We start from the raw sequence: 25,395 nt of genomic DNA on the forward strand, positions 1-25,395 counted from the left end.
TCATTACTCATTGGATTAATTATCCAGGCTGGTTCATAGCACCGCCCGCCTCTCAAACAAATCACTGGAACCGCCATGAAATGGATTTTTGCGGCCTGCGCCATCATTGCCCTGTCGGCCTGCCCGGCCGCCGCCGAGATCAGCACGGATGCGGCTCGCGCCAGCGTCGCGCCGTTCTACAAGGCGCTGAACGCCGAATTCGCCAAGGACAGCCCCGATTTGATCAGACAGTCGACGGCCGCGGACTGGGTATCCTGCCGCGGCAACAATGTCTGCAACACGCGTGACGAGGTCATCGCGGGCATCGGCCAGCGCCTCAAATCCGTTCCCGACCTGAAATGGGAGATCAAGGACGTGCTCGTCTCCGGCAACCAGGTCACGATCCGCGGTGAAGCGACGGGCACGCCCGCGGCCGACTTCATGGGCGCACCGCATAGCGGCAAATCGTTCAAGGTGATGTCGATCGACGTGCATACGCTCGAGGGCGGCAAGATGGTCCGCTCCTATCACATCGAGGACTGGATCGGCGCCGTCCGTCAGCTCACCACGAATTAGCGCTCAGCCAGGAATCAGAACGGGATGACGATGACCGTCATCCCGTTCCAGAAGCTTCACGACGAATGCGCGATGTCAGGCCGCGTCCGCGGCCATCCGCGCCTTGACGATCTTGTCGGGGTTCTGGACGGGCTCGCCGCGCTTGATCTTGTCGACGTTCTCCATGCCGTCGGTGACCTTGCCCCACACCGTGTACTGGTTGTCGAGGAAGCGGGCGTCGTCGAAGCAGATGAAGAACTGGCTGTCGCCGGAATCCGGGCTGGCGGCGCGGGCCATCGAGGTGGTGCCGCGCACATGCGGCTCCTTGTTGAACTCGGCCTTCAGCTTCTTGCCGGAGCCGCCGGTGCCGGTGCCCTGCGGGCAGCCGGTCTGCGCCATGAAGCCATCGATCACGCGGTGGAACACGATGCCGTCGTAGAAGCCCTCGCGGACCAGTTCCTTGATGCGCGCGACGTGGCCGGGCGCGAGATCGGGCCGCATCTCGATGGTGACGGGGCCCTGCGTGGTCTCGAGGATCAGGGTGTTTTCGGTGACGCTCATGCTCGTCTCTCTTGCGTTGGGGGTGAAGTCTTCCGGTTACGGAACTGGATCGCGAATGGACGTCCCGCGGCGGCGCCGGCCATTGCATCGGTAAATGGCATCGGCGTGCAGCGTTGCAGCGCCTCCATCACCGCGACCCGGTATTGCAGCCGGTCATTGTCGGAGGCCTCCGCGGATTCATAGGTAATCCTCGGATGGCCCAGAATGTTTCCGGCTCGGTTAAAGCTCACGACGACGGTGATGTCGATAGGGCGAGCCTTGCTGGGCGGCGGCGGCTTCCAGCAGGTCCGCAGGTGCTGGAAGATGTCCTGGATGGTGTTGACCTGCGCGTCCTCGGCGGCCGCGCCGGAAACGCCGAGCAGCAGCAGCGCGGCAGTCAGCAAAAGCCTAGTGCCACAGCGCGCCATGGTCCCATCCTATTTGATGTCGGAGGCCACCTGGACCTTCACCATCTTGTCGGGATCGGTGACGGCACCGCCGGCCGAACCGGGCGGTGCCTTCTTCAGCTTGTCGACGACGTCCATGCCCTGCACGACCTCGCCGATCACCGTGTACTGGTTATCGAGGCTGCCGCCGTCCGCGAACATGATGAAGAACTGCGAGTTGGCGCTATCGACGCTGTCGCCGCGCCGCGCCATCCCGACGATGCCGCGGGCGAAATGAACCTTGGAGAATTCCTGCTTCAGGTTCGGATATTTCGAGCCGCCGGTGCCGTTGAATTTCTCGCCGTCGCCGGTCTGCGCCATGAAGCCGTCCATCACGCGGTGGAACGGCACGTTGTTGTAGAAGCCCTCGCGCGCGAGCTGCTTGATGCGCTCGGCATGCTGAGGCGCAATGTCGGTCCGCAGCTTGATGACGATGCGGCCCTTGGTGGTGTCGATGACGATGGCGTTGGCCTTGTCGAGATTGGCCGGCAATTGCTGCGCCACCGCCGGGAGCGCACTGAAGAGCGCGGCAAAGATCGTGGCAAGAACTGCGAGACGACGGATCATGAGAACTCCGGATCAGGTAGGATGAAGAATTGCCGCCGTTATCCGGCGAATTTGGCCTTGAGCAGGTTGGCGACGAGCGGCGGCACGAAGGTCGAGATATCTCCGCCCATGGCCGCGATTTGACGCACCAACGTGCCGGTAATTGGGCGGACGGCCGGAGAGGCCGGCAGGAACACGGTTTGGACGTCGGGCGCCATGGCGCCGTTCATCCCGGCGAGCTGCATCTCGTAGTCGAGGTCGGTGCCATCGCGCAGGCCCCGAATCATGACAGTCGCGCCGTGCCTGCGTGCCGCGGTGACCGCAAGATCGTCGTAGGTCACGGCATCAAGCGTGCAGCCGACCTGGGCCGCAACCGGCCCGCAGACGTCATGGAGCATCTTGAGCCGCTCCTCGGTCGAGAACAGCGGCTTCTTGCCAGGATGCACCCCGATCGCGACCACGAGCCGATCGCACAGGGGGACACTGTTCCGGACCACGTCCAGATGGCCGTTGGTGATGGGGTCAAAGGAACCCGGATAGAAGGCAATGCGCGGCATGACCTCGTCCTACCGCGCCCGGCCCGGCCCGGCAAGCCAGACGGGTTCCCTGCCGGTTTTTCGGCGGCGCCGTGTCGGAATCACCCGAATTGTTTCGTCCTCGGAGCGGCCATGAAACAAAACGGAGTGGGAACGAAACCATTTCGGGCGTCCGCGAAGACGTCCGGAAACTGGCCATGGTTACTGATCCACCCAACAAATGACGGGCCGCACAACTGGGCGTAGCGGCCGCATCACAGGGGACCGTCAATGATCAAGACCATCTCGGCCATCGCCATTGCTGCGTTCGTTGCCGCCGCTCTCACCGTCCTCCCCGGTTTCGCTCCGACCGTCGAAGCAAGCGTCCCGCAGCCGCTGGCCAAGAGCGACCGCCTCGATATCCGCACCATCGGCAAGGACTGCTCGCAGCAGGCCTGGCCGAACTTCGAGGCGTCCTGCCTGCGTCAGGCCGGCACCAAGGCCAATATCCGCGAGGCGCGCCTCGTGACCGCCGACCGGACCCCGTAGTCGAGGCTGTCAGCTTCGCGTCACATAAACCCCGAGATAAATCCCATGGATATTTGCGACGTCTCGTCGCAGACTGTCTGATACTCGCGCCCGTCGGAATGGCCCGGCGGGCGCGATCCCATCGGGGGGTCGACCTTGTCCAGTACGCCCGCAGTCGTTTCCGGCCATCACCCTGACCCTCTGCCGATTGCCATGACCATGGGCGCCCTCGGGGTTGTCTATGGCGATATCGGCACCAGCCCCCTCTACGCCCTGAAGGAAGCCGCCAAGGCGGCCGCCCATGGCGCGACGGTGACTCCCGAAGCTGTCCTGGGCGTTGCCTCGCTGATCCTCTGGGCCCTGCTGCTGATCATCTCGCTGAAATATGCGCTGCTGATCCTGCGCGCGGACAATCGCGGCGAAGGCGGCATCGTCGCGCTGCTGGCGCTGCTGCATGCCCGCCACGCCCAGTCCGGCACCTGGCGCGCGCATCTCCTGGTGGTCGGCCTCGTCGGCGCGGCTCTCCTTTATGGCGACGGCGCGATCACCCCGGCGATCTCGGTGCTCTCAGCCATCGAAGGCCTCAAGGTCGATGCGCCCTCGCTCGCGCCGGTCGTCGTGCCCATCACCGTCGCCATCCTGATCGGGCTGTTCATGATCCAGAAGCAGGGCACGGGCTTCATCGGCCGCATCTTCGGGCCGGTGATGCTGGCCTGGTTCTTCGTGCTCGCCGCGCTCGGCGTCCACGGCATCGTCAAGGCGCCGGCTGTGCTCGCGGCACTGAGCCCGCTCTATGCCTTCAACTTCCTGATCCACCAGGACTTCCACATCTCCTTCGCGATCCTCGGCGCCGCCTTCCTGGCGGTGACCGGCGGCGAAGCCATGTACGCCGACATGGGGCACTTCGGCCGCTTCCCGATCCGGCTCGCCTGGTTCGCGATCTGCCTGCCCGCGCTGGTGCTGAACTATTTTGGCCAGGCCGCGCTGCTGATCACCGATCCCGCGATGATCGAGAACCCGTTCTTCCAGCTCTGCCCCGACGCCCTGCACTATCCGCTGGTCGCATTCTCCGCTGTTGCGACCGTGATCGCCTCGCAAGCGATCATCTCCGGCGTGTTCTCGCTAACGCAGCAGTCGATCCAGCTCGGCTTCCTGCCGCGCATGCAGATCCGCCACACCACGAGCCATGCGATGGGCCAGATCTACGTGCCGCTGGTGAACTGGCTGCTGGCGGCAGCAACGCTTGGCGCGGTTCTGAGCTTCGGCACCTCGGAAGCGCTTGCCGGCGCTTACGGCATAGCGGTGTCGCTGCTGATGGCGATCACCACGCTGCTCGCGGCCCTGGTCGCGATCCAGTGGGGCTATTCGCCGTGGATCGTGGTCGCCGTCAACGGCTTCTTCTTCGTGATCGACGTGATCTTCTTCTCCGCCAATTCGATCAAGCTGTTCGAGGGCGGCTGGTTTCCGCTGCTGCTCGCGGCCCTCGTCGCCTTCATGATGCTGACCTGGCGCAGCGGCGTGAAGCTGGTCGAGGCGGCGCGCGCGAAGCTGCGTCAGCCCGAGGAGGACCTGATCGAGACCGCGGTCAACAAGTGCCGCGCCAGACTCCCCGGGACCGCCGTCTTCCTGGCGTCCGCGCCGCGCGGCGTGCCGCTGGCGCTGACCCAATTCGTCAAGCACAACCACGTGCTGCATGAGCGCATCGTCCTCGTCACCGTGCTGATCGAGGAATCCCCGCACATCGCCGATGAAGACCGCGCCGAGGTGATCGAGATCATCCCCGGTATCACCCGCGTGGTCCTGCACTACGGCTTCATGCAGAATCCGACGATCTATGCAGGCCTGACGCTCGCCTGCCGCCAGGGCAAGCTGCCCGGCATCGACCTCTCCGACATCACCTATTATGTCGGCCGCGAGACCATCATTCCGAGCGAGGACATCCCGGGCATGTGGGTCTGGCGCGAAGGCCTGTTCGCCTTCCTCCAGCGCAACGCCGAACGCTCCGCCGCGTTCTTCGGCGTGCCGACCAGGCAGGTGGTGGAGTTCGGCACGGAGCTGGAGATTTAGCACCGGGACCTCTATCTCAACGTAAGATTTCGCATTCCCAATGCACGCTTTGGTTGATAACATCCCTCGCCTATCTTTTTCGGGGGAGCCAGATGTTTGCTCGCATTCTATTGACGGTCATCGCGCTCATATTCGGAGCGACAACGGTCGAAGCAGGTACGCTTTCAGACCTATTGCTTACCGATGCTGTAAAGAGCTTGGACCCCGCCCAACGCGCCGCTAAAGGGGGCATTGGCGTTTCGCTGTGGGTGATCTGTTCTACATCTTCTATCTGGGCACCATCTGGTCGTTCAACGTAGCGATGTTGCTAACCGAAGGCCAGCTCGCTCCAGACCGACGCAAATTCGCAAAATACTTCTGCCGCGCGAACATCTTTCTCGCCGCCGGCGATACGGCAATGTTTATCGCCTTTCTGACAGCCTATCTATTTCCAGATGCATTCAGCTCACCAGAAGCGTCACAGAAACTGATGCAGTTACTTCTGCTTGGCGTGTTCACAACTTCGCTGACGATGTCAGTCTATTACGCCTATCTCGGCTTTTACTACCGAGAACGATTTGGCGGCGGAGCTTGGGACGTGCTCCTCCTTCTCATCATCGCCTTCTTTGTGATCCGTCTTGTACTGCACTATAATCCAGAGAATGTCTGGTTCAGCATGATGCTCCCGCAAGGACAGCCCAACTACAGTTCGTGGCTACGCAACACTCCGCTCTTTCTCTATGGAATTGGAGCGGTCCTTGTTGTTGGCTATCTGTCTTGGAAGAGCTTGCAGCAATCTCAAGACGGCATTCAACGGTTGATCGACTGGTGTGTCATTGGCGCGATGTGCGCGCTCTTGTTCTCGTTTGCAATGTACGCGCTTGATGTATTCTACGCACACAAAATTCCGCATGCCTACATCTGGATTATCTATACCCTGAAGACGCTGGCCTACATGGCGGCATTCTTCCTGATGTGGCTTGGAGAATTCCACTATGGCAGGAGGCTACCCGCATAAATCGAACGGACAAGGTTCTCGGCGAAGCGCAATCCGGAATTCTAGGCGCTTGACAGAGCGCATCGCCGGCTTTCGCTTCGCTCCATTCGAGCGACGGACAGACCTACACCCCGTTCTCCCCGTTCCCGCTCTCGGCCTCTTCCGTGATGTGCTCGACCGAGACGACGTGCTCGTCCTCGGCGGTGTCGAACACGATCACGCCCTGGGTCGAGCGGCCGGCGATGCGGATGCCTTCGACCGGGCAGCGGATCAGCTGGCCCTTGTCGGTGACCAGCATGATTTGATCAGCATCCTCCACGGGGAAGGACGCCACCAGATTGCCGTTGCGGTTGTTGACGCTCATGGCGACGATGCCTTTGCCGCCGCGGCCCGTGGTGCGGTACTCGTAGGACGAGGTCCGCTTGCCGTAGCCGTTGACGGAGACGGTGAGCACGACCTGCTCGGCCGCCGACATCTCGACATAGCGCTCCTGCGGAAGCTGGAAGCTGCCGGAGGTCTCCTCGGCCTCGGCATCCAGTGCGGGCTCCTCGGTCGCGGCCTCGCCGGCGACCGCGCGGCGCATCTTCAGATAGGCCGAACGCTCATCCGACGTCGTCTCGACATGGCGCAGGATCGCCAGCGAGATCACCTTGTCGCCCTCGCCGAGTGCAATGCCGCGGACGCCCATCGAGGTGCGCCCGGTGAAGACGCGCACGTCGGTGACGGGGAAGCGGATGCACTGGCCGCCGGCGCCGGTCAAAAGCACGTCGTCGCGCTCGGTGCAGATCTGCACGTCCACGATCGCTTCATTCTCATCGAGCTTCATGGCGATGATGCCGGAGCGGCGGACGTCGACGAAGTCGGACAGCTTGTTGCGCCGGACGTTGCCGCCGGTGGTGGCGAACATCACGTCGAGGTTGCCCCAGGTCGATTCATCCTCCGGCAGCGGCATGATGGTGGTGATGCGCTCGCCCTGCTCCAGCGGCAGGATGTTGATCAGCGCCTTGCCGCGCGCGTTCGGCGCAGCCATCGGCAGGCGCCAGACCTTCTCCTTGTAGACCTGGCCGCGCGACGAGAAGAACAGCACCGGCGTGTGCGTCGACGCCACGAACAGGCGGCTGACGAAATCCTCGTCGCGGGTCTGCATCCCGGCGCGGCCTTTGCCGCCGCGGCGTTGCGCCCGGTAGGCAGACAGCGGCACGCGCTTGACGTAGCCGGCGTGGGAGACGGTGACGACCATGTCCTCGCGCTGGATCAGGTCCTCGTCCTCGACCTCGCCCTCCTGCTCGATGATCACGGTGCGGCGCGGGGTCGCGAACTCGGCCTTCACCTCGGCGAGCTCGGTCTTGATGATGCCCAGCACGCGGGCGCGCGAGCGCAGGATGTCGAGATAGTCGGCGATCTCGCCGGCGAGCTTGTCGAGCTCGTCGCGGATTTCGTCGCGGCCGAGCGCGGTGAGGCGCTGAAGGCGCAGATCGAGAATGGCCCTCGCCTGCTCCATCGACAGCCGGATCGTGCCGTCCTCGCTGATGCGGTGGCGCGGATCGTCGATCAGCGTCAGCATGTCCTCGACGTCCCGTGCCGGCCAGTCGCGCGCCATCAGGGTGTCACGGGCAGTGGTCGGGTCGGGCGAAGTCCGGATAACGCGGATCATCTCGTCGATATTGGCGACCGCGATCGCCAGACCGACCAGGATGTGGGCGCGATCGCGCGCCTTGGCCAGCAGGTATTTGGTGCGCCGCGTGACGACCCGCTCGCGGAAGTCGACGAAGATCGCCAGCAGGTCCTTCAGATGCATGATCCGCGGACGGCCGCTGTCGAGCGCCACCATGTTGACGCCGAAGCTCGTCTGCAGCGGCGTGAATCGGTACAGCTGATTCAGCACCACATCCGGCACGGCGTCGCGCTTCAATTCGATGACGACGCGGTAGCCGTCGCGGTCGGATTCATCGCGCAGGTCGCCGATGCCCTCGATCTTCTTTTCCTTGACCAGCTCGGCGATGCGCTCGACCATCGTCGCCTTGTTCACCTGGTAGGGAATCTCGGTGATGATGATCGCCTCGCGCTCCTTGCGGATGGTCTCGATCGCGACCTTGCCGCGCATGACGATCGAGCCGCGGCCGAGGTGATAGGCGGCGCGGATGCCCGCGCGTCCGAGAATGACGCCGCCGGTAGGGAAATCCGGTCCCGGAACGATGTTGATGAGTTCGTCGATTGTGAGCGCGGGGTTATCGATCAACGCGACGCAGGCGTCGATGACCTCGCCGAGATTGTGCGGCGGGATGTTGGTCGCCATGCCGACCGCGATGCCGCCCGCCCCGTTGACCAGGAGGTTCGGGAACTTGGCCGGCAGGACCGACGGCTCGGTTTCGTTGTTGTCGTAGTTCGGCTGGAAGTCGACGGTGTCCTTGTCGATGTCGGCCAGAAGAGCCAGCGCCGCCTTCGTCAGTCGCGCTTCGGTGTACCGATAGGCCGCCGGGGGATCACCGTCGACCGAGCCGAAATTGCCCTGGCCGTCGATGAGCGGCACGCGCATCGAGAAGTCCTGCGCCATCCGGACCATGGCGTCGTAAATCGACTGGTCGCCATGCGGATGATATTTACCGATGACGTCACCGACCACGCGCGCCGACTTGACGTACTTCTTGTCGGGCGTGTGCCCCTGCTCGTTCATCGAGTAGAGGATGCGGCGATGAACCGGCTTCAACCCGTCGCGCGCATCGGGCAGCGCACGCGCCACGATCACGCTCATCGCGTAATCGAGGTAGGACTTCTTCATCTCCTCGTAGATGGAAACGGGACGAATGTCCGAGGGTTGCGCCGGCTGGTCGCCGGGCTTGTTGTCGTCGTCAGCCAAGGGGAAATCCGGTGAGATTTTATCTGGGAATCATATAGCGCATCGCCCCCCTGATAACCACCCTTGCGAGGTCTGGGGAAGCGGTTTTTCCGACTGTTTTTCCAGAGACTTACGAGCTCAGCGCCACCGCCTCGAGCGGAGCCGGAATGAGCCGCCCGGAACCACGTCCTAGGCTCCGAAAATCACCCGATGCATGATCCGTCCAGGCATGAGCGTGAACAGTCCGGCAATGACGAGCGCGCCGACGAACGTCATGATCATGATGCGCCGGTGATCGGCGACCCGGTGGGTGTGCGCGCGCCACACCGCGAGCGGCAGCATCACCAGCGTGAAGATCGATAGGAGATGAATCGGGCTGAACGGCCCGACCAGGCGGATCTGGTGGATCCAGAACGACGATGCCGCCACGACCGCCATGAGCCCCACCCAGATCCAGCCGATCGTCCGGTGCGGCAGCGTGCCCTTGGGGGCGGCAAACTGAACGAGGCCGAGCACGAAGGCGGCCATGGCGGCAAAGGCGTGCAGCGGGATCGCTGGAGCGGCCTCGAGCAGCGGCGCAACGCTCATGCAAGGCTCCCTCCGATCGACGGCCGACCATGTGAATAGGATTAACATCAAGTTAATACCATTCACATCATGCCCCGTCAAAGGCTTGAGGCAGCACATGAGGCAAGCCCGGAAAAACCGAGCTTTGCCCGCCAATTGGTAAGGAATCCTGTCGCTCTACGCGAGCAAGGTGACATCAGAGGCGAAGCGCCCCCGCCCGCCTCAGAACGGGATATCGTCGTCCATGTCGCTGTTGCGGCCACCGCCGGCGGCAACGGCACGGCGCGGCGCGCTGCTGACGGGACCGGAGGAGCCGAAATCGCCGCCCGGCTCGTCGCCAAAGCTGCCGCCTCCACCGCCGCCGCCGCGGCCGTCGAGCATCGTCAGGGTCGAGTTGAAGCCCTGGAGCACGACCTCGGTGGAGTACTTCTCGGCGCCGCTCTGGTCGGTCCATTTGCGGGTCTGGAGCGCGCCCTCGATGTAAACCTTCGCGCCCTTCTTCAGGTACTGCTCGGCGACCTTGCAGAGCCCTTCATTGAAGATCACCACGCGATGCCACTCGGTCTTTTCCTTGCGCTCGCCGCTGTTCTTGTCGCGCCAGGTCTCCGAGGTGGCGATGCTCAAATTCGCGATCGGCCGCCCGTCCTGGGTACGGCGGATTTCGGGATCCTTGCCGAGATTTCCAACCAGAATGACCTTGTTGACGCTTCCCGCCATCGCCGCTCTCCACTCCGAATGCCACTGAATTTCAAAAGGCCCGGGACGCGCCCGCGTCCTCTGCAACCTGTTGACGCGACCCTATACGCTTGCGCGGACGGATCGGCCCGTCACCCCTCCACTTATCCCCACATATAGCACCCGCGGCCGGTTCGTTCCAGATTTGTTCTTTCGACATCCCTCACGTTGTTGCGTGGGCACGACGAGACCGCGCTGCACAAAGACGGCCTGCGCCAAATAGAGCTTTCCCGAATTCCCCGAGGACGACGAAAACAGCCTAACATTCATCAAGTTAGAAGCAGTCCAGATGCCGCCTGACTGTTGCATTCCGGAGACGGACTCCGCCTCCCGCCTAAGTTACGCTTGCCGCGGAATTGGATTCTTATGGGCGTCGCGCCTGATCGGCCGCTTCGGGGACTTCGAAAAGCGGATCGAAACTGGGGAGACTGCAATGAATAGGATTTTGATTGGTACTATTGGTGTAATTGCGTTGGGGCTGTCGGCTCCCGCAAGCGCGGCAGATCTCTACACCAAGGCCCCGGCGCCGATGATCGCGACCATCTACGACTGGAGCGGCTTCTACATCGGCATCAACGGCGGCGGCGGCACCAGCCACAAGTGCTGGGACGCAGATTTCGGCGGCGGCGTTTTCGTTGGCGAAGGCTGCCACAACGCGACCGGCGGCACGGTCGGTGGCCAGGTCGGGTACCGCTGGCAGTCAGCCAACTGGGTGTTCGGTTTCGAAGGCCAGGGCAACTGGGCCGATTTCTCGGGTGACAACATCAGCGCGATCACCGGCTTGCGCGATCGTTCGAAGATCAACGCCTTCGGCCTGATCACCGGTCAGGTCGGCTACGCCTGGAACAACGTCCTGCTCTACGTGAAGGGCGGCGGCGCCGTTGTCAGCGATCGCTACCGCAGCTTCGACCTCGCCAGCGGCCTCGAAGTCGACCGGGCCAACGAGACCCGTTGGGGCGGCACCGTGGGTGCGGGCGTCGAGTTCGGATTCGCGCCGAACTGGACCGTGGGCTTCGAGTACGACCACATCTTCATGGGCAACCGTACCGTCGGCTTCACCGGATCCGGCAATTTCGTCATCGCCCCGCTCGGGGTTGCCACACGCTCCGATCGCATCAGCCAGGACGTCGATATCGGCCTCGTCCGCGTGAACTATCGCTGGGGCGGCCCGCTGATCGCAAGATACTGATATCCATCTGAGATCGCTTGGAAATCAAAGGCCGGCCCCGCGCCGGCCTTTTTGCGTGGGCAACGGGAATGATAGGTCAGTCATCATTACGTTTTGCGATTATTGTGGCTTTCGGGAGACACAACTTGCGGCTTTGCTGGTGTAAGCACGACGTCAGTTGGACCATGGCGTCCGATGTCCTTCCGAACGCACGGAAGGCAAAAACAGAAACCGGGACTGGGATTTAGTTTGAAAATGAAGAAGGTTTTGTTGGCTTCGGCCTGTTTGTTCGCTCTCGCTGCTCCGGCTTCGGCCGCTGATCTTGCGGCGCGCCCCTATACCAAGGCTCCGGTGGCGGTGGCCTCGGTCTACAACTGGACCGGCTTCTACCTCGGTATCGTCGGCGGCGGCGCCTGGGAAGACTCCTCGATCGGCGCGAAGACGCAGGGTGGCTTCGTCGGTGGCACCGCCGGCTACAACTGGCAGACCGGTAACGTCGTGTTCGGCCTTGAAGCCGACGGTTCCTGGGCTGACGTCAATGCTTCAGTGACGACGCTTGGCGTTACCCTGAGCAACAAGATCGACGCGCTCGGCACCGTGCGCGGCCGCATCGGCTGGGCCGTCAACAATGTCCTGTTCTACGGCACCGGTGGTTACGCCTGGATCGACAACAAGCTGACCCTCAGCGCCCTCGGCGCGAGCGTTTCCGACACCAAGCTGCGCTCCGGCTGGACCGTCGGTGCGGGCGTCGAAGCGTTCTTTGCACCCCAGTGGTCGGTCAAGGGCGAGTACCTCTATCGCAGCTTCAGCGGCGAGACGTACTTCTCCGGCATCGGTCTCCCGTTCAACACGGGCACGGACAGCTTCCACACCGTGCAGGTCGGCGTGAATTATCACTTCAGCGGCCCGATCGTCGCCAAGTACTGATCTTCGCCTACCGACGTCACATCGTCACGAAAGGCCGGCCTCGCGCCGGCCTTTTTGTTTTTGCGCGTCCGGATCCAGGCCAACCGTTTCCCAACGTTTTCGGGGAGAGCTGTGGCCTCCCGGTGACACAACCTTTGGCTTCAATGGTGTAGAGCAATCACATCGGTTGGGTCATTGGGTCTGCCGTTTTTCGCCGACAAAGAGAAACGAAACTGGGGAATTTGAAATGAAGAAGATTTTGCTGGCCTCGGCCAGTCTGTTCGCACTCAGCGCGTTGGCTCCCGCTTCTGCGGCCGATTTGGCGGCCCGCCCCTACACCAAGGCGCCCATTGCCGTGGCCTCGATCTACAACTGGTCCGGCTTCTACCTCGGCATCAACGGCGGCGGCGCTTCGAGCCGCAACTGCTGGGATGTCAACAACATCTTCGGCATTGCGGGTCCGGACACGGCTGAAGGCTGTCACAATGCGACAGGCGGCGTCGTCGGTGGCCAGGTCGGTTATCGCTGGCAGTCGGCCAACTGGGTGTTCGGCCTTGAAGCCCAGGGCGACTGGGCCAACCTGAAGGGCTCGAATACGAGCTTGGTGCTTGCCCCGCCCCCGCTGGTCAACCAGACCAAGATCGATGGGATTGGCTTGTTCACCGGCCAGGTCGGCTATGCCTGGAACAACGTGCTCTGGTACGTGAAGGGTGGCGCGGCCGTCACGCACGCCAAGTACAACGGTCTAATCGGCGGCGTTGTCCTCGACAGCGCAAGCGAGACGCGCTGGGGCGGTGCGGTCGGCACCGGCCTCGAATTCGGTTTCGCGCCGGGCTGGTCCGTTGCGATCGAGTACGACCATCTGTTCATGGGCCAGCGCAACAACTCGTTCACATTTCTCGGCATCAACGATCGCATCGACCGTATCAAGCAGGACGTCGACATGGGCACCGTTCGCGTGAACTATACGTTCGGCGGCCCGGTCGTGGCGAAGTACTAAGCTTCGCCTCCATCGCATCGCGTTACGAAAGGCCGGCCTTGCGCCGGCCTTTTTGTTTTCGCGCGAGGGTGCACCCAACCGTCTTGGAATCGTGAGGCGCGCGCAAGGCGCCCGCGAATGGCTTTGGCGAGTTGGGGACGTGACATGAAGACGTGGATGCTGGCTGCGGTCAGCCTGTTCGCACTCGGCGCGGTCGCGCCGGCTACCGCCGCCGATCTCCCGCTTTACAAGGCGCCGGCGGCCGCCGTTCCCGTCTACGACTGGAGCGGCATCTATGCCGGCATCAATGGCGGCGGCGGCTTGGCCCATGCCTGCTGGGGCGTGACCCGCGCGCTCGGCATCGCTGTCGATCCGGCCGTAGGCGAAGGCTGTCACAATGCGGCCGGTGGCACGGTCGGCGGACAGTTCGGCTATCGCTGGCAGAAATCGCGCTGGGTGTTCGGCATCGAGGGCCAGGGCAACTGGGCCGACTTCAAGGGCAGCAATGTCAGCGTGGCGTTGGCGCCGATCACGAACCAGACCAAGATCGACAGCTTCGGTCTGTTCACGGGCCAGCTCGGCTACGCCGTGAACAATCTGCTGCTCTACGGCAAGGCCGGCGCAGCCGTGGCTCACGACAAATACGACACCTTCTTTCCGGGCGCGCCAGCGGCGGCGACGTTCAACAGCGTCAACCAGACCCGCTGGGGCTACACGATCGGCATCGGCGTGGAATGGGGTTTTGCCGAGAACTGGTCGGTCGGCGGCGAGTACGACCATGTCTTCCTCGGCCATCACAGCGCCGACTTCGCAACTCTCGTCGGCGGCTTCGCCCCGCGCACCGACCGGATCGGCCAGGATATCGACATGGGCCTGATCCGTATCAATTACCGCTGGGGCGGCCCGGTCGTCGCCAAATACTGAGACGAAGCTTCCCTCAGGAACCTCCAAGTCCTGATCATGTGCGGATTGCCCCAAATCCACATTCAAACGCGAACGAAGGGCTGGCCTCGCGCCGGCCCTTCGCATGTTCCGACCTGCCCCGCTCCTGCCAGATGCCGCCAGCGCGCCAACAATCCGTTGACGATTCGCACACGCCACTGGAAATCCGTCCCCGTTCTTCCTACGTTCGCTGGCATACCCATCGGCGCCGATCCCGGTTCCGGGCGACGCGCGCCTTTTTTGTTGGCGCGATCGCGCACCTTTGGGATTGAGGGCAACTCGGATGGATGAAGTGATCAAGGCGAAGCGCCAACAGCAGAACGCGGGCTCGAGCCTGCGCGCAATTACGATCCGTGGCGCGCGCGAGCACAACCTCAAGAATGTCGACGTCGAGATTCCCCGCGACAAGCTGGTGGTGTTCACGGGGTTGTCAGGCTCCGGCAAATCCTCGCTCGCCTTCGACACCATCTATGCCGAGGGTCAGCGCCGTTATGTCGAATCGCTTTCGGCCTATGCGCGCCAGTTCCTGGAGATGATGCAGAAGCCTGATGTCGACCAGATCGACGGCCTGTCGCCGGCGATCTCGATCGAGCAGAAGACGACCTCGAAGAACCCGCGCTCGACCGTCGGCACCGTCACCGAGATCTACGACTACATGCGCCTGCTCTGGGCGCGCGTCGGCGTACCCTATTCGCCCGCCACGGGCCTGCCGATCGAGAGCCAGACCGTCTCGCAGATGGTCGACCGCGTGCTGGCGCTGCCCGAAGGCACCCGCCTCTATCTGCTCGCCCCCGTCGTGCGCGGCCGCAAGGGTGAGTACCGCAAGGAGCTCGCCGAATGGCTCAAGAAGGGCTTTCAGCGCGTCAAGATCGACGGCACCTTCCATGAGCTCGCGGAGGCGCCGACGCTCGACAAGAAATTTCCGCACGACATCGACGTCGTGGTCGACCGCATCGTGGTGCGCGCCGACATCGGCCAGCGCCTCGCCGAAAGCTTCGAGACCGCGCTGAAGCTCGCGGAGGGCCTCGCCGTCGTCGAGTTCGCCGATGCGCCTGCAGCGGCTGCACCAGCCGAAGAAAAGAAGAAGACCGCAAAGATCCACGACAAGAGCGGGCCCGAGCGCATCCTGTTCTCGGAAAAATTCGCCTGCCCCGTCTCCGGCTTCACGATTCCGGAGATCGAGCCGCGCCTGTTCTCGTTCAACAATCCCTACGGCGCCTGCCCGGCCTGCGGCGGCCTCGGCGTCGAGCAGCATGTCGACGAGGACCTCGTCATCCCCGACAAGGAGCTCGCCATCGGCAAGGGCGCGATCGCGCCCTGGGCCAAGTCGTCATCGCCCTACTACGTGCAGACGCTGACGGCGCTCGGCAAGCACTACAAGTTCACGCTGACCACCAAATGGAAGGATCTGCCGAAGAAGACGCAGAACGCGATCCTCCTTGGCTCCGGCGAGGACGAGATCAAGTTCTCCTACGAAGACGGCGTCCGCTCCTACGACACCAAGAAGCCGTTCGAAGGCGTCATCACCAACATCAACCGCCGCTATCGCGAGACCGAGAGCGAGTGGGCGCGCGAGGAGCTGGCGAAATATTTCCACGACGTCCCCTGCGAGGGCTGCAAGGGTTTCCGGCTGAAGCCCGAGGCGCTCTGCGTCAAGATCGGCGGCAAGCATATCGGCGAGATTTCGGAGCTGTCGGTCAGGAAGGCCGGCGAATGGTTCGAGACCGTGCCCGAGGCGCTGAACGCGCAGCAGAACGAGATCGCGGGCCGCATCCTCAAGGAGATCCGCGAGCGTCTCACCTTCCTGCTCGATGTCGGCCTCAACTATCTCACCCTGTCCCGCTCCTCCGGCACGCTGTCCGGCGGCGAGAGCCAGCGCATCCGCCTCGCCTCGCAGATCGGCTCGGGACTGACGGGCGTGCTCTACGTGCTGGACGAGCCCTCGATCGGCCTGCACCAGCGCGACAATGCGCGCCTGCTCGACACCCTCAAGCGCCTGCGCGACCTCGGCAACACCGTGATCGTGGTCGAGCATGACGAGGACGCGATCCTGCTCGCCGACTACGTCCTCGACATCGGGCCCGGCGCCGGCATGCACGGCGGCAACATCGTCGCCGAGGGCACGCCCGCCGAGATCATGCGCAACCCGAAATCGCTCACCGGCAAATATCTGACCGGCGAGCTCGAGGTCGAGGTGCCGGAGCGGCGCCCGCCGAACCATCGCCGCACCATCAAGGTGGTCAACGCGCGTGGCAATAACCTCAAGAACGTCACGGCGGAAATTCCGCTCGGCCTGTTCACGGCCGTCACCGGCGTCTCCGGCGGCGGCAAGTCGACGCTGCTGATCGACACGCTCTACAAGTCCATCGCGCGCAAGTTGAACGGCGCCAGCGAAGGCGCCGCACCCCACGATCGCATCGAGGGCCTGGAGCATATCGACAAGATCATCGACATCGACCAGTCGCCGATCGGCCGCACGCCACGCTCCAACCCCGCGACCTATACCGGCGCTTTCACGCCGATCCGCGAATGGTTCGCCGGCCTGCCCGAAGCGAAGGCGCGCGGCTACGAGCCCGGCCGCTTCTCCTTCAACGTCAAGGGCGGCCGCTGCGAGGCCTGCCAGGGCGACGGCGTCATCAAGATCGAGATGCACTTCCTGCCCGACGTCTACGTCACCTGCGACGTCTGCAAGGGCAAGCGCTACAACCGCGAGACGCTGGAGGTCCTGTTCAAGGGCAAGAGCATCGCCGACGTGCTCGACATGACCGTCGAGGAAGCCGCCGAGTTCTTCAAGGCGGTGCCGCGCGTGCGCGAGACTTTCCAGACGCTGCACCGCGTCGGCCTCGACTATATCCATGTTGGCCAGCAGGCGACCACGCTCTCCGGCGGCGAAGCCCAGCGCGTCAAGCTCGCCAAGGAACTGTCCAAGCGCGCCACCGGCCGCACGCTCTACATCCTGGACGAGCCGACCACTGGCCTGCACTTCCACGACGTCAAGAAGCTCTTGGAAGTGCTGCACGAGCTGGTCGCCCAGGGCAACACGGTCGTCGTCATCGAGCACAATCTCGAAGTCATCAAGACCGCCGACTGGGTCATCGACCTCGGCCCCGAAGGCGGCGACGGCGGCGGCGAAATCGTCGCCTGGGGCCCGCCGGAGGATATCGCGAAAGCGCCAAGGAGCTACACGGGGAAGTTTTTGGAGCCCGTGCTGAAGAAGGCACGGAAGCCGAAGCGGCGGAGCACGAGCGAGGCGGCGGAGTGAGATTGCTTGATGTCCCTCCTCATCCGACGGGCCGCGAGCTGATGCCTTCTGAGATTTGGCATTTGGCGAGGTGACTGGCCGCCTCCTGGTTCTTTGCCTCGTGGGGTACCTCCTATTGTTCATTCCGAGCGCGGATTTGTTCTTAAAGGTTGTCGCGGCCAGCTTGCATTGGCGATAGCCTTACAACTCTTGCCGTGTGACCCCGCCAAACAAGCCGTCGATGCCCTACTCCCTCGCCATTTTCGATCTCGACGGCACGCTCGTCGACAGCTTCCCCTGGTTCCTGCGCACCATCAACGACGTCGCCGACCGCTTCGGCTTTCGCCGCGTCGCGGATAAGGATGTCGAGGCGCTGCGACATGCCTCGACGCGCGAAATCCTCAGCCGGCTCGAGGTGCCCGTGTGGAAGCTGCCGGCGATCGCGCGGTATGCGCGGCGGCTGAAGGCGGAGGCTGCGGGCGAGATCTCGCTGTTCGCCGGCGTCGAGACCATGCTGCAGACGCTGGCCGGCAATGGCGTTCAGCTCGCGCTGGTGACGTCGGACGACGAAGCCAATGCGCGTCAGAAGCTGGGCGGGGCGGCCGCCCTGTTCTCGCATTTCGACTGCGCCGCCTCTGTGTTCGGCAAGCCCGCGAAATTCCGCCGCGTCATCCGGGGCGAAGGCGTGGAGCCAGGCCGCGTGATCGCGATCGGTGACGAGGTCCGCGACATCGAGGCGGCGCGCGCGGTGGGGATTGCCTGCGGCGCGGTGAGTTGGGGCTACGCCGCGCCGGCGGCGCTGCGAGCGCTTGCGCCCGATCACATGTTCGCGCAGATGGACGAGATCGCAGACGTGGTCTGCCCGATTTCGCTCAAGGCCTGATCCGCAATCGGCACGCCCGGCCCAAGGAGACGGTGATGACACTCTCGGACGCAGCCCGCCTCAAACTTCTGGAGCCACCGGTCGGCAAGGTGCGCGTGGTGCTCGACACCGACACCTACAACGAGATCGACGATCAGTTCGCGCTGGTGCAGATGCTGCTGTCGAAGGAGCGGTTCGACGTCGAGGCGATCTACGCCGCGCCGTTCTTCAATACACGCGCCGACAGTCCCGGCCACGGCATGGAGCTGAGCTACCAGGAAATCCTTCGCCTGCTCGAGCGCCTCAACATCGCGCCGGACGGCCTCGTCCATCGCGGCGTCACGGACTATGTCGGCCCCGGCAAGACGGCGCAGGCGGCGCCCGCCGTCGACGACCTCGTGGCCCGGGGGCGCGCGGGCTCCCCTGACAATCCGCTCTACGTCATTGCCATCGGTGCCATCAGCAATGTCGCCTCGGCGCTGCTCAAGGCCCCCGACATCATCGACCGCGTGGTGGTGGTCTGGCTTGGCGGTCACGCGCTGGAATGGCCGCACACGATCGAGTTCAATCTCAAGCAGGATGTCGGCGGCGCGCAGGTGCTGTTCGACAGCGGCGTGCCGCTCGTGCTCGTGCCATGCAAGGGCGTCACCTCGCACCTTCACAGCACGGTACCGGAGATCGAGCGCTACGTCGAACCGCATGGCAGCATCGGCGCGTTCCTCGCCATGCGCTTCAAGGAATACTCATCTGATCATCTGGGCTGGGCCAAGGAGATCTGGGACATGGCGCCGGTCGGCTGGCTTCTCAATCCCGATTGGGCGCCGAGCGTGATCATCCCGGCCCCGGTTCTCACGGATCAGATCACGTGGAGCGTCGACCGCCGGCGGCATCCGATCCGCTATGTGACCTATGTGGATCGCAACCCGATCCTGAAGGACTTTTTCCTGAAGTTGAAGGCGTTTGCCGGATCGAAATAGGCTTGGTGCCGTAGCCCGGATGGAGCAAAGCGCAATCCGGGAAAGTGTCCCCGCATTCCGCTTCGCTCCATGCAGGCTACGGATGCCCCCGTCCCCTACTCCGTCCGCCTGAGAAACGTCCCGAACGCCCGCGGGCCGTCGCCGGTCTTGACCTCGCCGATCACCTTCAGCTCGGTGGCATCGATGATGCTCAATGTGTTGCTCTCCCAGCAGGCGACGATGACGCGCTTGCCGTCGGCGGTCGCATTGATGCCTTCGGGATAGTCGCCGACATTGATCCGCTTGATCGGCTTCAGCGCCGCCAGATCGAACACGCTGACGGTGCCGCCATATTGGTCGGTGACGAAGCCGCGCCCTTGCGTCAGCGCCACGGCATAGGGACGCATCCCGACCGGCACGCGGCCGATCTCTTGGCTCGCGGCGATGTCGATCACCGAGACGTCGTTGGAGCCGACATTGGCAGTGTAGGCGCGTTTTCCCTCGGCATCGATGGTGACGCCGAACGGACGGGTGCCGACCTTGATGGTCGTTTTGCGCTCACGCGTTGCGGTGTCGACCACCGAGACGTTGTCGTCGTCGCGGTCCGCCGAGAGCAGCAGCCTGCCGTCGGGCGTCACCGCGAGGCCGGACGGCGAAGCGCCGACCGCGATGCTGGCCGTGACGCTGCGCGAGGCCGTATCGATCACCCGCACCGCGGCGGCATACCAGTCCGCGACGTAGACCGTCTTGCCATCGGGCGTCACGGCAATGCCGAGCGGCCCGCCGCCGACCTCGATCCGCCCCGAGACCTGCCGCGTTGCCGCGTCGACCACGGTCACTGCCTTGGCGTCCGGACTCGTGACATAGGCAAAGCGCCTATCCGCGCTGACGGCCACGCCGGCCGGCTTGCCGCCGATCGGGATGGTCGCAACGCTGCGCGACGTCGCGAGGTCCACGACCATCAGATCGTCGCTGAGCTGGTTGGTGACGAACGCCTCTTCTGCGGACGCGCTGCCAATGCTGGCAGCGCAAAGGCTGGCGGCGAGCGCCGCCAGGACCCGCGACCGCACGGTCAGCTTCCGCTCTCGATCTTCTTCTTCAGCGCTTCGAGCCCGGCCTGATAAAGCCCCTTCACTGCCTTCACCGCGGCCTCGTCGCTCAGCTCAGGCGGCGGATCGTTGTTGGGGAAGCCGCGGTAGAACGCGCCCGCCCATTCCAGCGTCGCGCCCTTGCCGTCGGCGCTCGGCGTCACCGTCAGCGTCGAGGAATAATTGGTGACCGGCAGCACCTTCACGTCCACCTTGGTGATCCGGTAGGAATAGGTCATCGCGGCAGCGTCGAACTTGTAGAGCTCCTCATCAACGGTGGCGCCTCCCGTCAGGGTCAGCCGCCGCGTCGCTTCGATCTCATTGCCCTTCTCGCCCTCGGTCTTGGTGACAGGCGGCAGCCAGCTCATGTCCTGGAAATTGCCGATCGCGGCCCACACCTTGGCCGGGGCTGCGTTGATCTCGATGGATTCGCGCACCTTCTGCCGGGTCGGCCCATGCGCCCAGGCCGGGCCAAACGCCGCCGTCAAAGCCACCGCGCCCGCGGCAGTCAGCACCGCGCCCATGACCGTGCGCCGTCCAATCGTCACCCTCATCTCGTTTCCTCATGCGTCTCGTGGATCGTGCGCGACTTGAGGCGCGCTGGGATCATGGTAACGCATTTTGCGGCCGAGGGGAGACCTGTTCATGGCGGCGTTGCGGCGCGCGCTCGCGCGTCCCACAACCACCCATTGCGCTGCCCGGCGGGCAAAACACCCAATGGGCGGGTCAACCAAACCATGCAGAAATAATTCTCTTTATCCGTATTTCGGATTATCGTATAGAACGGCTCTCTTGCCCCGGACGCAGCGCAGCGCCCCTTCGGCGGTGCGCTGCAGAGCCGGGGCCTATGCGGCGGCACGCTGCGCGGCCTCCTGGGTCCCGGCTCTGCGCCGCACCGCTGCGCGCTGCGTCGCGTCCGGGACACGAGAGCGGAGAATGCCGCTGCTGCCTCCGCTCGCAATGACGACGGAGAGAGCGAGTGCCGTGGGAGGGCGCCCTCGCCTACTCCGCCAGTGTCGCCTCCACGAACCCGCGCGGATCGTCACAGAATTCGCGCATCACCCGGTAATGATCGGTTTGCTCCACCGTCGTCGGCTCCAGGCCGTATTTGCCCAACCGCAACAGTCTCGCGTTGGGATAAGCCATCAGCAGAGGCGCGTGGGTTGCCATGATAACCTGGCAGATGCGGGAATCGTCCATGCGTCGCAAGAGCTTCAGGAATTCGATCTGACGCGCCGGCGACAGCGCCGATTCCGGCTCGTCGAAGATGAAGATGCCCTGGCGCTGGCAGCGTTCTTCGAAGAAGCGCAGAAAACCTTCGCCATGGGAATGCGACAGGAAGTCGGGGCCGGCCTGGCCGGCATCACGTGCGGCCTTGTCGAGATATCGCGCCACCGAGAAGAAACTCTCGGCGCGAAAAAACCAGCCGTTGGTGATCTTCGGCAGCCAGCTTGCGCGCAAAGCCCGGGAAAGCTGGCCGCCCATCTTCTCCCGCGCTTCGGAATGGTCGACGGGCATGTAGCCCTTGCCTCCACCGGCATCGTCGTAGCCGGCAAGCGCTGCGATCCCCTCGAGGATCGTCGACTTCCCGGTGCCATTCTCTCCGACGATGATCGTGATGGCCGCGTCGAAGTTGAGCTCGAAATCATCCGGAAAGATGGGCAGGCAAAACGGATAAGCCTCGCGATCACGAACTTGCGTCGGGTCGAGCCAGACCCGTTTCAGATACGGCGCCGGCAGGTTGATCGTGCGATTGCTTCTTCGGCTCATGCCCGGCTTCCAACCCGTCTGACCCATTAACTTAATAAGAACATATCAGGAACACAATCCTCGCGAAAGCTGCATCTGAGAAACAAATGGAAACAAATTGAAACAAACCCGCCATCCGCCATCCGGGGGCGAATTAAGAAAACGTAGCTACGAGACAGTTGCCGGCATGAGGCCGGCTCCCACCTCGCGACCCCGGCAATGATTGACGGACGTCCGGGACCGTAAAGCCGCGAGGAGTGCGCGATGGTATCGACGTATTTCAGTTACAGCTACATCACGCGCAATCTCAAGCAGTCACTGGCGCGGGTCGAACAGCAAACGGATGTCGCGCGCGAGGAGGCTTACTACAAAGCCAACATCGGCAAGGTGAAGACCGTCGATGATTTCATGAAGGACTATCGCCTGTATCATTACGCGATGAAGGCGTATGGTCTGGAAGACATGGCCTACGCCAAGGCCTTCATGAAAAAAGTGCTGGAGAGCGACCTCTCCGACCCAAAGAGCTTCGTCAACAAGCTGGTGGACAAACGCTACCAGGAGTTTGCCGCGGCATTCTCCTTCAACGGAGGTGCAACGCCGGTTGCGCAAACGGAGAACCAGATCGATGAGATGATCGATCTGTACACGGCGACCAAGAAGAGCCAGGTCGATGCACTTGCCGACGACTCGAAGTACTACAGCGCTCAAATCGGCAACATCAGCAGTGCAGACCAGCTCCTGAACAACGACCGTCTTCGCAACTATGTCTATTCGGCATATGGGATCGATGAAAGCAAGTGGCCGCGTGACACGATAAGTCAGGTCTTGCGCAGCGATCCGTCCGATCCGAACAGCTACGTCAACACCACCTTCGCTTCTCAGTTGACCGGCCTCAACGCCCAGCTTGCCCAAGCCAAATCGGATGCCAGCGCCGCTGATTTAAAGATAGCCGATTACAAGGCCCAACTATCGCAACCGGGCGCCGACGTGACCCAGTTGAACATCCAGATCCTGGTCGAAAAAAGTCACCTGGAGTCATACACGAAGAGCATTTCCAGCCTCGGCGACCAGATCACGACGATTGGCGGGTTTGTAGATCTGGCCGGCGCGTTCGAGTTTTCGTCCGACGGGTCGCTTCCGTCCGGCGTGTCCGCCCAGACTGCTGCAAACGTCACGATCACGCAGAAGCGGTTCGACGACAGCAAGGCCGCCGTCTATTCGGCGGCAAGCCCGCTTAACGAGGCCTTTGCAGCCAGGCAATTCAGAACGGCCATCCTCAAGATCAATTCAGTCCAGGCGTTCGTATCAACACCAGCCGTGTATGATTTTGCGCTGGGCGCCGTCGGCCTCGATCCCAAGGGGGTCTCGGAGGCCACCGTCAAGGCCGTCCTCGAAAGCGACCTCAGTGACCCCAAGAGCTTCGTCTATACCCTCAAGGACAACCGGTACGTAGAGCTCGCACGCGCTTTCAACTTCGACGCAAAGGGCAACCTGACGACCCCCCTGGTGGCTCAGGACTCGGCTGAAGTCGTCGAGATCGCGAAGAACTACGTCATTGCAGCGCTGAAACAGGCAAGCCCTCAGCAGCAGACGGCCGTTCGGGCACAAGCCACGAAGGATGCAACGGCTTATCAAGAGGCAATCGCAGGCATCGACAGCGTTTCCGACCTTCTCGCAAACAGGCCGATGGTCGATTTCATTCTCGTGGCCAAGGGCTTGGACCCCAAGAAGGTCAGCACCGATTTTCTCAAGAAGATCTTCAGCTCCGACCTGAACAACCCAAAGAGCTTCGCGAACACGCAGAGCGATCCTCGCTTTGCCGACATCGTTGCGTCGTTCAACTTCGACAGCAAGGGTAACGTCGCGCGCCTCCCGATGATGGGTCCTCAGAAGCGAGATCAGTTCCGGGAAACACAGGCGAACTATCTCCAGCAAAGCCTGGAGCAGCAGCAGGGTGATACGAATCCCGGCGTACGCCTTGCGCTCTATTTCCAGCGAAAGGCGGGAGAAATCACGTCCGCATACGACATCCTCGCCGACAAGGCTCTTTCGGAGGTGTTCAGGACCACCTTCGATTTGCCTGACTCGATGGCCTCGATGCAGATCGATCAGCAAGCCAAGGTCGTGGACAAATTCATGAAGATCAAGGATCTTTCCGATCCGGCGAAGGTTGCAAAACTGTTGAGCCGATTCTCCGCCATGTATGACGTCAGAAACAGCCAGAGCATCGACCAGGGTCAATCTCCCTTGCTCAACCTCTTTCAAGGATCGAGCTCGGGCATATCAGGGATAAGCGAATCCACGTTCTTGGCCATCGCCAAGCTACGTGCTCACTGACGATCGCTCGCCGATACTAGCCCAATACCTCGAGCACCAGCTCCATCGTCATCAGCACGGGATTATCGCCGCGGACTAAGCGGCCTTCGGCGACGCCCCCGGTGTAGTCGATCAGTGCAACATCGAGCGTGGCTTCCAGCCCGTCAGAAGGGCCGAGCGTGATCGCACCGGCCGTTATTGCGAGCTCGGTCGCGAACGGCTCGGTCACCCCGCCATGGGTGAAGCGCGCGCCGATGGTCGAGCCGACGCCGCCGTGGATCTTCGCACGCGCGATGCCGTTAGCGCGGCAAAAGCCTTCGAGGCAGCCGGCAAAATCCTGGTTGGGCCGCAACCGCAGTGCGAAGGCGCGGCTTGTGGTGCGCGCGCCGATGCTCGCAGCGAGCACCGGTCCGAACAGCTTGAAATTGGTCTCGGGATCGGGCTCCGCGGTGAACATCGCGCCGTCGATGCCGAAGGCCTCGACCTCGAACGGCTCGGCGACAACAGTCTCGTCCGGCAGCATGTGCCCGCCGCTTGCCTTGCCGTCCGCCTCCGTCCAGAGCCCGTGGCAATGAAAGAACGGCGCGCCGTCGCGCATGCCGAGCGTCATGCGGCCGAGTTTCGTCCGCGTCACGCCGCTGGGGCGAAAAGTGTCACTGTAGAACGCTGCGTTCTCACCTGTCTTCGACAGCGCCGGCATCACGTATGCGAATGGTCCGAGCGCAGCGCTGCCGAAACTCAGCACGCCACCGGCAAATCCCTCCGCCGCAAAACCACGCCGCGCGGCTTCGAGCAGCGGTAGACCCGCTTCGAGCCTGAACGAGAACGCGCGCCCCCTGGCCTCGACCCATTGGATGCGTTCGGCGACAGGCGCGCCCGGCTGCTTGATACTTCGCAT

At 63.1% G+C, this 25,395-nt stretch carries 23 protein-coding genes; 12 read left to right on the plus strand and 11 right to left on the minus strand.

All coding sequences use genetic code 11. The features are described 5' to 3' along the window. The first annotated feature begins 75 nt into the window (after nt 1-75). Nucleotides 76-555: an ester cyclase gene (locus AB7008_RS27085; protein ID WP_304489909.1), complete on the plus strand. Its 480-nt coding sequence runs from the start codon at nt 76-78 to the stop codon at nt 553-555. Nucleotides 556-630: 75 nt separating this feature from the next. On the opposite strand, the gene AB7008_RS27090 is transcribed toward AB7008_RS27085, so the two are convergent. Genes AB7008_RS27090 through coaD form a run of 4 tightly spaced genes read right to left on the minus strand, consistent with a single transcriptional unit; the run spans nt 631 to nt 2,623 of the window. Then, complete coding sequence (locus AB7008_RS27090; RefSeq protein ID WP_248877691.1) at nt 631-1,095, minus strand: peptidylprolyl isomerase; 465 nt, start codon at nt 1,093-1,095, stop codon at nt 631-633. Then, nucleotides 1,092-1,502: a hypothetical protein gene (locus AB7008_RS27095; protein WP_304489910.1), complete on the minus strand. Its 411-nt coding sequence runs from the start codon at nt 1,500-1,502 to the stop codon at nt 1,092-1,094. The genes AB7008_RS27090 and AB7008_RS27095 overlap by 4 nt, the downstream gene beginning before the upstream one ends. A 9-nt stretch (nt 1,503-1,511) precedes the next feature. Continuing rightward, nucleotides 1,512-2,087 (minus strand): peptidylprolyl isomerase, encoded by a 576-nt coding sequence (locus tag AB7008_RS27100; RefSeq protein WP_041960267.1) that lies wholly within the window; start codon nt 2,085-2,087, stop codon nt 1,512-1,514. Nucleotides 2,088-2,125: 38 nt separating this feature from the next. Continuing rightward, complete coding sequence (gene coaD / locus AB7008_RS27105) at nt 2,126-2,623, minus strand: pantetheine-phosphate adenylyltransferase (RefSeq protein WP_014495113.1); 498 nt, start codon at nt 2,621-2,623, stop codon at nt 2,126-2,128. Between the two features lie 249 nt (nt 2,624-2,872). On the opposite strand from coaD, the gene AB7008_RS27110 reads away from it, so the two are divergent. The 3 genes from AB7008_RS27110 to AB7008_RS27120 all read left to right on the plus strand — a co-directional run bounded on the left by AB7008_RS27110 (nt 2,873) and on the right by AB7008_RS27120 (nt 6,173). Then, nucleotides 2,873-3,130 (plus strand): hypothetical protein, encoded by a 258-nt coding sequence (locus AB7008_RS27110; protein WP_014495112.1) that lies wholly within the window; start codon nt 2,873-2,875, stop codon nt 3,128-3,130. A gap of 192 nt (nt 3,131-3,322) precedes the next feature. Then, nucleotides 3,323-5,176 carry a potassium transporter Kup gene (locus AB7008_RS27115; RefSeq protein WP_304494201.1) on the plus strand — a complete coding sequence of 618 codons (1,854 nt, stop codon included), beginning with the start codon at nt 3,323-3,325 and terminating at the stop codon, nt 5,174-5,176. 244 nt (nt 5,177-5,420) lie between these two features. Beyond that, nucleotides 5,421-6,173 (plus strand): hypothetical protein, encoded by a 753-nt coding sequence (locus AB7008_RS27120; protein WP_441259805.1) that lies wholly within the window; start codon nt 5,421-5,423, stop codon nt 6,171-6,173. A gap of 103 nt (nt 6,174-6,276) precedes the next feature. Here the strand turns inward: AB7008_RS27120 and gyrA are convergent, their stop codons facing one another. From gyrA to AB7008_RS27135, 3 genes are all read right to left on the minus strand, one after another. After that, entirely contained in the window at nt 6,277-9,009 is a 2,733-nt protein-coding gene (gyrA, locus tag AB7008_RS27125) for a DNA gyrase subunit A (protein ID WP_304489912.1), read from the minus strand. A gap of 168 nt (nt 9,010-9,177) precedes the next feature. Next, nucleotides 9,178-9,576 carry a DUF2306 domain-containing protein gene (locus AB7008_RS27130; protein WP_041960270.1) on the minus strand — a complete coding sequence of 133 codons (399 nt, stop codon included), beginning with the start codon at nt 9,574-9,576 and terminating at the stop codon, nt 9,178-9,180. Nucleotides 9,577-9,777: 201 nt separating this feature from the next. Then, nucleotides 9,778-10,272 (minus strand): single-stranded DNA-binding protein, encoded by a 495-nt coding sequence (locus AB7008_RS27135; RefSeq protein ID WP_028156151.1) that lies wholly within the window; start codon nt 10,270-10,272, stop codon nt 9,778-9,780. 451 nt (nt 10,273-10,723) lie between these two features. On the opposite strand from AB7008_RS27135, the gene AB7008_RS27140 reads away from it, so the two are divergent. The 7 genes from AB7008_RS27140 (at nt 10,724) to AB7008_RS27170 (ending at nt 19,365) form a co-directional block, all read left to right on the plus strand. Then, on the plus strand, nt 10,724-11,479 hold the full coding sequence (locus AB7008_RS27140; protein WP_028156150.1) for an outer membrane protein: 756 nt from the start codon (nt 10,724-10,726) through the stop codon (nt 11,477-11,479). Between the two features lie 234 nt (nt 11,480-11,713). After that, the gene (locus tag AB7008_RS27145) at nt 11,714-12,385 is read left to right on the plus strand and encodes an outer membrane protein (RefSeq protein ID WP_028156149.1); all 672 of its coding nucleotides are present in this window, start codon (nt 11,714-11,716) and stop codon (nt 12,383-12,385) included. 226 nt (nt 12,386-12,611) lie between these two features. Continuing rightward, entirely contained in the window at nt 12,612-13,364 is a 753-nt protein-coding gene (locus tag AB7008_RS27150) for an outer membrane protein (protein WP_248877703.1), read from the plus strand. Between the two features lie 144 nt (nt 13,365-13,508). Further along, the gene (locus tag AB7008_RS27155; RefSeq protein WP_248877704.1) at nt 13,509-14,267 is read left to right on the plus strand and encodes an outer membrane protein; all 759 of its coding nucleotides are present in this window, start codon (nt 13,509-13,511) and stop codon (nt 14,265-14,267) included. A gap of 301 nt (nt 14,268-14,568) precedes the next feature. After that, nucleotides 14,569-17,547 (plus strand): excinuclease ABC subunit UvrA, encoded by a 2,979-nt coding sequence (uvrA, locus tag AB7008_RS27160; RefSeq protein ID WP_304489913.1) that lies wholly within the window; start codon nt 14,569-14,571, stop codon nt 17,545-17,547. Nucleotides 17,548-17,767: 220 nt separating this feature from the next. Next, a complete protein-coding gene (locus AB7008_RS27165) occupies nt 17,768-18,409 on the plus strand; it encodes an HAD-IA family hydrolase (RefSeq protein ID WP_304489914.1) in 642 nt (213 codons plus the stop codon). A gap of 35 nt (nt 18,410-18,444) precedes the next feature. Further along, a complete protein-coding gene (locus tag AB7008_RS27170; protein WP_304489915.1) occupies nt 18,445-19,365 on the plus strand; it encodes a nucleoside hydrolase in 921 nt (306 codons plus the stop codon). 95 nt (nt 19,366-19,460) lie between these two features. Here the strand turns inward: AB7008_RS27170 and AB7008_RS27175 are convergent, their stop codons facing one another. From AB7008_RS27175 to AB7008_RS27185, 3 genes are all read right to left on the minus strand, one after another. Continuing rightward, entirely contained in the window at nt 19,461-20,414 is a 954-nt protein-coding gene (locus tag AB7008_RS27175) for a YVTN family beta-propeller repeat protein (RefSeq protein ID WP_441259806.1), read from the minus strand. Nucleotides 20,415-20,416: 2 nt separating this feature from the next. Then, on the minus strand, nt 20,417-20,986 hold the full coding sequence (locus AB7008_RS27180) for an SRPBCC family protein (protein WP_014495099.1): 570 nt from the start codon (nt 20,984-20,986) through the stop codon (nt 20,417-20,419). 448 nt (nt 20,987-21,434) lie between these two features. Next, nucleotides 21,435-22,202 (minus strand): AAA family ATPase, encoded by a 768-nt coding sequence (locus AB7008_RS27185; RefSeq protein ID WP_304489917.1) that lies wholly within the window; start codon nt 22,200-22,202, stop codon nt 21,435-21,437. Nucleotides 22,203-22,445: 243 nt separating this feature from the next. Here AB7008_RS27185 and AB7008_RS27190 point away from each other — a divergent pair, with 243 nt between their 5' ends. Then, nucleotides 22,446-24,518: a DUF1217 domain-containing protein gene (locus tag AB7008_RS27190; RefSeq protein WP_304489918.1), complete on the plus strand. Its 2,073-nt coding sequence runs from the start codon at nt 22,446-22,448 to the stop codon at nt 24,516-24,518. Between the two features lie 16 nt (nt 24,519-24,534). On the opposite strand, the gene AB7008_RS27195 is transcribed toward AB7008_RS27190, so the two are convergent. Continuing rightward, nucleotides 24,535-25,395 carry a PCC domain-containing protein gene (locus tag AB7008_RS27195; protein WP_304489919.1) on the minus strand — a complete coding sequence of 287 codons (861 nt, stop codon included), beginning with the start codon at nt 25,393-25,395 and terminating at the stop codon, nt 24,535-24,537.

The sequence above is a fragment of the Bradyrhizobium sp. 521_C7_N1_3 genome, from assembly GCF_052075975.1.
Lineage (GTDB): Bacteria > Pseudomonadota > Alphaproteobacteria > Rhizobiales > Xanthobacteraceae > Bradyrhizobium > Bradyrhizobium japonicum.

Coding starts and splice junctions, on each gene's coding strand:
- AB7008_RS27085 (WP_304489909.1), top strand. CDS start 76: ATGAAATGGATTTTTGCGGCCTGCGCCATCATTGCCCTGTCGGCCTGC.
- AB7008_RS27090 (WP_248877691.1), bottom strand. CDS start 1,095: ATGAGCGTCACCGAAAACACCCTGATCCTCGAGACCACGCAGGGCCCC.
- AB7008_RS27095 (WP_304489910.1), bottom strand. CDS start 1,502: ATGGCGCGCTGTGGCACTAGGCTTTTGCTGACTGCCGCGCTGCTGCTG.
- AB7008_RS27100 (WP_041960267.1), bottom strand. CDS start 2,087: ATGATCCGTCGTCTCGCAGTTCTTGCCACGATCTTTGCCGCGCTCTTC.
- coaD (WP_014495113.1), bottom strand. CDS start 2,623: ATGCCGCGCATTGCCTTCTATCCGGGTTCCTTTGACCCCATCACCAAC.
- AB7008_RS27110 (WP_014495112.1), top strand. CDS start 2,873: ATGATCAAGACCATCTCGGCCATCGCCATTGCTGCGTTCGTTGCCGCC.
- AB7008_RS27115 (WP_304494201.1), top strand. CDS start 3,323: ATGACCATGGGCGCCCTCGGGGTTGTCTATGGCGATATCGGCACCAGC.
- AB7008_RS27130 (WP_041960270.1), bottom strand. CDS start 9,576: ATGAGCGTTGCGCCGCTGCTCGAGGCCGCTCCAGCGATCCCGCTGCAC.
- AB7008_RS27135 (WP_028156151.1), bottom strand. CDS start 10,272: ATGGCGGGAAGCGTCAACAAGGTCATTCTGGTTGGAAATCTCGGCAAG.
- AB7008_RS27140 (WP_028156150.1), top strand. CDS start 10,724: ATGAATAGGATTTTGATTGGTACTATTGGTGTAATTGCGTTGGGGCTG.
- AB7008_RS27145 (WP_028156149.1), top strand. CDS start 11,714: ATGAAGAAGGTTTTGTTGGCTTCGGCCTGTTTGTTCGCTCTCGCTGCT.
- AB7008_RS27150 (WP_248877703.1), top strand. CDS start 12,612: ATGAAGAAGATTTTGCTGGCCTCGGCCAGTCTGTTCGCACTCAGCGCG.
- AB7008_RS27155 (WP_248877704.1), top strand. CDS start 13,509: ATGAAGACGTGGATGCTGGCTGCGGTCAGCCTGTTCGCACTCGGCGCG.
- uvrA (WP_304489913.1), top strand. CDS start 14,569: ATGGATGAAGTGATCAAGGCGAAGCGCCAACAGCAGAACGCGGGCTCG.
- AB7008_RS27165 (WP_304489914.1), top strand. CDS start 17,768: ATGCCCTACTCCCTCGCCATTTTCGATCTCGACGGCACGCTCGTCGAC.
- AB7008_RS27170 (WP_304489915.1), top strand. CDS start 18,445: ATGACACTCTCGGACGCAGCCCGCCTCAAACTTCTGGAGCCACCGGTC.
- AB7008_RS27180 (WP_014495099.1), bottom strand. CDS start 20,986: ATGAGGGTGACGATTGGACGGCGCACGGTCATGGGCGCGGTGCTGACT.
- AB7008_RS27185 (WP_304489917.1), bottom strand. CDS start 22,202: ATGAGCCGAAGAAGCAATCGCACGATCAACCTGCCGGCGCCGTATCTG.
- AB7008_RS27190 (WP_304489918.1), top strand. CDS start 22,446: ATGGTATCGACGTATTTCAGTTACAGCTACATCACGCGCAATCTCAAG.
- AB7008_RS27195 (WP_304489919.1), bottom strand. CDS start 25,395: ATGCGAAGTATCAAGCAGCCGGGCGCGCCTGTCGCCGAACGCATCCAA.